At 42.9% G+C, this 6,573-nt stretch carries 3 protein-coding genes; all 3 read left to right on the top strand.

Features of this window, described 5'->3' with window-relative positions:
* Window positions 1-1,308 (top strand): DUF4214 domain-containing protein (locus OEL57_RS12665; RefSeq protein WP_300740895.1); only part of this gene is annotated, 1,308 nt, incomplete at its 5' end.
* Window positions 1,308-4,913, top strand: a complete 3,606-nt coding sequence (locus OEL57_RS12660; RefSeq protein ID WP_300740894.1) for a glycosyltransferase — start codon at window positions 1,308-1,310, stop codon at window positions 4,911-4,913. The genes OEL57_RS12665 and OEL57_RS12660, both read left to right, overlap by 1 nt.
* A gap of 4 nt (window positions 4,914-4,917) precedes the next feature.
* Window positions 4,918-6,201 (top strand): hypothetical protein, encoded by a 1,284-nt coding sequence (locus OEL57_RS12655; RefSeq protein WP_300740893.1) that lies wholly within the window; start codon window positions 4,918-4,920, stop codon window positions 6,199-6,201.
* Window positions 6,202-6,573 lie beyond the last annotated feature (372 nt).

Genomic DNA, 6,573 nt, shown 5'->3' with positions numbered 1-6,573 from the left:
GAATATTTAGTTCGTGAGCATGAGTTTTGTGAGCAAGAGAGGGAAAAAAACAAACAGGAGTATTTACAAAAACTTGAAACTCTGCGTGAGTCATTTAGGCGGGCTGAAACTGGGCAACTGTTACGTTTTCAGCACATACTAGAGCAAGTTATTGCTGAAGTTGTAGATATTAGGAATTCACGTTGGTCGCGGTTGGGGTTGTTCTTGGGGTGGCTCCCATTTTCTAGATTCAAGAGGCTGTCTGATTTATTGACTACTGGGCTGAATACCGCGGTATCCGTAAATATAACTGGAAATGATGTGCCTGTTTCAGCCATAGAGCATCCACTATCGTGTATGGATGCAATTATTGAGGGGGGACCATTAAAAGAAATGAATGCCATAGATCAGTTGTTGCTACTGAGTGAGGCTGAATTTATAACCAAGGCCTATCAATTAATATTGGGACGCCAAGCCGATCCAACCGGTATAGCACATTACCGTAGATGGCTGCGTATAGGTAAGAGCCGTGTTGAAATTCTTGCCGATCTAATGGCGTCACAGGAAGCACAACTAGCCAATAGGCCCGGGCTTGATGATTTACATGTGCTGATTCGCCATACAGGTGCCGGTCTCAAAGGATGGCGAAAATGGTTTGCTTTGCCTAGAATTATGAGTCACCGGATGTCGGTTTTTGAAGGGCAAATATCAAATCTTGTTTTGAAAATTAACAATTTCACCGCAACGGTCAAAGTGATTGATGATTTGTTGGCTATTAAGGGAACGTTAGCTCGAATTGAAAACAGATTTAATAAGCAAATTCAAGCTATACCTTTGGAATCACTTCAAGATAGTTTTCCGGTTGCTGTATCTGATAGCGATGAGCCAGCTGCTGGGAGAATAGATTTTATCGGTAGTGATGTTATCCTTGTTGCAAACGAAAATCAAAATATTGCAGTTAAAGTAGAGAACCAATCGAACATGATTTGGGAAACTTCTGCAAACTGTCCTGTTTTTATGAGTTATCATTGGTATTACTTGAACGGTAAAGAATACAAATATGAAAACCCCCGTACAGTGTTATCAAAGCCAGTTGCACCAGGGGAATCACAGATACTGACAGTTAACGTCCAATCGCCTGATGCCCCCGGAGATTATCTGCTTGAGATAACTATGGTTATGGAGGGGTACTTTTGGTTTGAAAACAAAGGTTTGCGTGTTAGCTGTGTGCCGGTAAATGTGCATCTCTCTAAGCTTACTCCCCATGCTAAGCGCATCCATGACGACCTGTTGTCAGTACTGTTGAAACGGAAGATGGAGGATGCGTAATGCGTATTGTAATAGATATGCAGGGGGCTCAGACTGAGAGCCGTTATCGCGGAATTGGTCGTTATTCAATTTCTCTCGCCTTGGCTATTGTTAGAAACCGCGGAGAACATGATGTTTTACTCGCTCTAAATGGACTTTTCTTTGATACGATAGAGCCTATTCGGGCTGCTTTCGTTGGATTATTGCCTCAAGAAAATATCCGTGTCTGGCATAGTGTAGGACCAACACGTGAATGTGATTCTACTAATGCCGACCGCACAGAAGTAGGGGAGTACGTTCGTGAGGCGGCAATTTCCTGTATGAAACCAGACGTTGTACTTGTTACCAGTCTTTTTGAAGGACTTGGAGACGATGCGATTGTCAGTATTGGGCGTTTTGATAAGCAAACTCCCGTGATAGCAATTTTGTATGACCTAATTCCTTTAATCAATCCGGATGAGCAGTTTCGTACTAATCCAGTTTATATCGATTATTACAGAAAAAAAATTGATTCACTCAAAAACTGTAGCGCCTTGCTGGCAATTTCTGAAAACTCGCGTAATGAGGCCTTAAGCGCTATAGGCTTTCCTGGCTATGCAGTGACGAACATTTCTTCTGGGGTTGACCCTCGATTTGTACCTCATCCAATGACACAGTCTGAACGTTTAGTGTTGTTTGCAAAGTTAGGTATAACTAAGCCGTTTGTCATGTATACGGGGGGGGCTGATGAGCGAAAGAACCTTGAACGTCTTATTGAGGCTTTTGCTGCACTGCCACGTAAGTTGCGTGATATCCATCAACTTGTCTTTGTGGGCAGGATGCCAGAAGAGTGTGTTGCTGGTTACATGGCTACGGCCATACAAGCTGGTTTAAGGGCGGATGAAATTATTTTTAGTGGATTCGTTTCTGACCTTGAGTTAATGCAGTTGTATACCGCCTGTCAACTTTTTGTATTTCCCTCTACTCACGAAGGATTCGGACTGCCACCTTTGGAAGCAATGGGATGTGGTGCTCCTGTGATAGCTTCAAATGCTACTAGTCTTCCTGAAGTAATTGGGCGAGAGGATGCTTTATTTGATCCGTTTTCGGTTTTAGCTATTACTAAAAAGATGGTTCAGGCTCTTGGGGATGAAAAGTTTCGTGAGGATCTGGTTAAGTATGGTATGGAACGAGTTAAGGCGTTTTCGTGGGATGAATGTGCCCTTAAAGCCATTAATGTATTAGAAAATATGGCCCGTCCGGCCCACGTGGTGTGGCCGGGTGGTGTTGTTATGGAAACCCGTACAGGAATTTTCCAACCGCGTACGTTGCGTATTCTTGTGAGCAAGCTTGATCATATGGGAGACTTCGTGTTAGCGATTCCCGCGATTCGCCGTTTGCGTGCACGCTATCCCGATGCACGGATTGAAGCTTTGGTTGGAAGCAGGAATTTTGAGGCTGCAAATGCATTAGGTGTTTTTGATATTGTGCATACACTGGATTATTTTTCTCAAAAATCATCTGAATCCCCCCAATACCCCCACGAACTAGATCTTTTGGTTGAACAGATGAACGTATACGACTTCGCTATTGACCTACGTCGGCAGAGAGATACTCGATTTATTCTGACGAAAATTCCCGCTGACATCCGTGTTGGATACTCAACAAGTGACACATCTATAGATACTTTATTAAGTGTCTGCTTGCCTGCACTAGACGATACCCCTTTTGAAGCGACAGAGCTTAATCGTACCTCCATTGCTGTGCAGATGCTACGATTAATAGATTCTTTGCCTTCCAATCCAAGTGATTTTATCAGTAATGTAGGAACAGTTTCCCTTGGTGCCGCTGAACTTGGTTGTGTAGCTATTTTTCCAAATGCAGGAAGCGAAGTAAAGGAGTGGGGTACGGACAACTTTGTAGCCCTTTTATCCTTGCTTGAGGAGGCACCAAATGTTCTGAAAATTGGGCTTTTTGTCAGATCAGATGTGGAGGCGAGGGCGTATCATTTGTTGCACTTTTCCAAATTAACAGTGCATTGCGGACTTTCTTGGCGTGATCTGGTTGATACTGTGGTTAATTACCATGTCTGTGTTGCGAACAATTCGTATGGTGCACACTTGGCTTCTTGGTGCGGTTTACGTGTTGTCGGCATTTACGGTGGCCACGAGACGGTAACGGAGTGGGGGCCTGTGTTCGGTGATTGCAGGGTATTACATGTGCCCGTTCCGTGCTCACCTTGTCACATTGCTGATCGTAGCTCATGCACAAATAACTTCCAGTGTCTCACTGCTATTACACCACAGCATGTGTTTGAAGCAATATTTGCTGCTCTAAATGGTGTGGATAATATTTCTGTGACTGATCTTCAAGCTAATTTGATCAAGAAGATAGGAAGTGTTGCAGGTAGTTTTTCATCGTCTGAACTTTTTTTGCTGGCAGAGTGTATTTCAAAAAACATTCCGCTAAGCTCTCAAAAAAAACTGTTTGTAGATGTGTCGGAACTTGTTAAAAAGGATGCTCGTACTGGTATTCAGCGTGTTGTTCGTAGCATTCTAAAACAATGGCTGATTAATCCGCCTGAAGGCTTCAGTGTTGAGCCGGTATATGCCACGACCGAACAACAAGGATATCGTTACGCACGAAAATTTGCCAGTAAGTTTTTAGACGTACCTAACAACTGCCATAGTGACGAGCCAATAGATTATGCAGCAGGTGATGTGTTTTTTGTGCTTGATCTACAACCACAGGTGCAGGTGGCACAGAGGGCTTTTTATCAGACTTTGCGATTACAGGGTGTTCGAGTTGTATTTTGTGTTTATGACCTGCTGTGCATTCACTTAAAACAATTTTTTCCAAAAGGTGCGGCAGAAGTATTTGCGCAATGGCTTGGAGTGGTTGCGGAAAACGATGGGGCTGTCTGTATTTCTCGATCGGTAGCCTGTGAATTACAAAGTTGGATAGGAAATAGTCTCTTCAAACATGAACGTCCGTTTCAAATCAGCTGGTTTCACCTCGGCGCTGACGTAGAAAATTCTATTCCCACTCAAGACTTGCCTTTGGATGCTGATGACAAACTCCATCTGTTTTGTGCTCGCCCCAGTTTTTTGATGGTAGGAACTTTGGAACCTCGCAAGGGCTATGAGCAAGTATTAGATGCTTTTGAGCAACTCTGGCAATTGGGGAGTAACATTAATCTCGTCATAGCCGGCAAGCAAGGCTGGATGGTAGAAGGATTAATCAATCGCTTGCATTCTCACCCAGAGCGTAACAAACGTCTATTCTGGCTCGAAGCTATAAGCGATAAATATTTGGAAAAAGTTTATGAATCTAGTGCTTGTCTGATTGCTGCCTCCTACGGCGAAGGTTTTGGACTGCCGCTCATTGAAGCTGCGCAGTATAAGCTTCCTATTATTGCGCGGGACATTCCGGTTTTCCGTGAAGTTGCTGGGGAGTATGCTTATTATTTTGAAGGATTGAGCGTAGACGATTTGACGAAGACAATCAGACAGTGGCTTGCATTATACCTAACGAACCAGCACCCAAAATCAAGCGACATGAAGTGGTTAACCTGGGAAGAAAGTACAGCAAGGCTTGCTAAAGCCCTGCTGCACGACGCATTTACCAGTGTAAAAGTAGAGGAGTAAAAGGATGAATTCACAAGACCGTTTTTATTTTTACCATTCCTCCATCGGTGATTTGACAAAAAGAATTCATAAATATTGTGAACAAAATATTTTGCCAACTCCAGGTTATATAACCAATGCGTTTGGTGTAAAAATTAATCCAAATTTTTTTCCTCACATACTTTCCGGTAAGGAAGGAATTGAAGAGGTACCGATTCCAGCCAACTGGCATGCTGATATTGCAGAATTTGGTTCCGTTTTTAGAGCTGTGGATCTAGCTAAGGAGCACTTTACTATTATAGAGCTTGGGTGCGGTTGGGGATGTTGGCTCAATAATGCTGGGATAGTGGCAAAAAGGAAAGGACTTAGTGTTAGTCTTGTTGGAATAGAGGGGGATTTGGGTCATATAGTATTTGCAAAAGAAGCTTTATGCACGAATGGATTTGAGGAAACTGAATTTAAGCTTTATCATGGTGTCGCGTCGGCGCATGCAGGAACAGCCCTGTTCCCGATTCAGAGTCAATCAGGTGTTTCGTGGGGGCTAGAACCGCTATTCAACGCCACCGATGAAGAAACAGATAATCTTGTTAAGTCTGGTAGCTATTCCTGTCTTCCGCAGATTACTTTGCAGAGTGCTTTGCCTCAACGTATAAACAAGATTGATCTCCTTCATATAGACATTCAGGGTGGAGAAATCGAACTTATTCCAGAGTCGATTGATTTTTTGAATGAACATGTAGCAACTATGTTTATAGGAACTCATAGCAGGCAAATTGAAGGTGAGCTTATTGATTTGTTGATTAATGCAGGCTGGCGGTTGGAGGTTGAACGACCTGCTGTATTAAGTATTGGAAAAACAGTTTCCACGTTGGTTGACGGTGTTCAATTCTGGAGAAATCCGAATCTTATTTCTGACAAGGATGCTGGAGGTGGTCACATCTCTGAAACAAATGGCTCTTTGGCTTTGAAATCGTTTCCTAAATCTCTTTCGTGTGGTGAGATCTTTGAAGTTAAAATTGTTCTGAAAAATGAAACCGATTCAGTATGGTGCAGTTATGGCGATAACCCCGTGCTTCTCTCATACCATTGGTTGAATGCTGATGGTAGCATGAACTGGTATGATGGCCTTCGAACCCCACTTGCTTGTGAGATTGTTTATGCCGATGAAACGGTTGAAGAAGTTGTTCGCGTCCAAGCACCAGATAAAAAGGGGCACTACCAACTGATTCTAACGCTGGTGCAGGAAGGCGTATGCTGGTTTGAAGATAGGGGGTTTACCCCTGCCATAATAAAAGTTTTTATCATTTGAGCCTCTTGCAAAATGTTAAGCCCTCTTTTTTGAAAAAATGTGAGAGCTTCCCAACCCTTTTTTGACTTAAATCTTAGTTTTTTGGCGATCTAGTTGATTTTGAGTATATGAGTGTACGTATCCTGAATTTGCGGATTAAACTTCAAGATCTACTTGGGAGAAGTTATGTTAAAAGTTAATGGTCTTACTTGCGAAAACCTAGATGCATTCATAGAGCGAGTAGATGCTTTAGGAGGGCCAAACTCTCCCAAACTTCCTCCTTCTGGGAGGGGTTTTGTTATATTCCCGCAGTAAAAGTTGACCAAGAGCTGGATCCTTTCTCGAGTGAATATCTACAACAGCAGCTTTCTCTCTATCATGAAATCTCGGGTC

Origin of the sequence: Trichlorobacter sp., assembly GCF_030247655.1 — a bacterium.
Lineage (GTDB): Bacteria > Desulfobacterota > Desulfuromonadia > Geobacterales > Pseudopelobacteraceae > Trichlorobacter.
The sequence above is the reverse complement of the archived record's forward strand: the minus strand, read 5'-3'. Positions and strand labels throughout refer to the sequence as shown.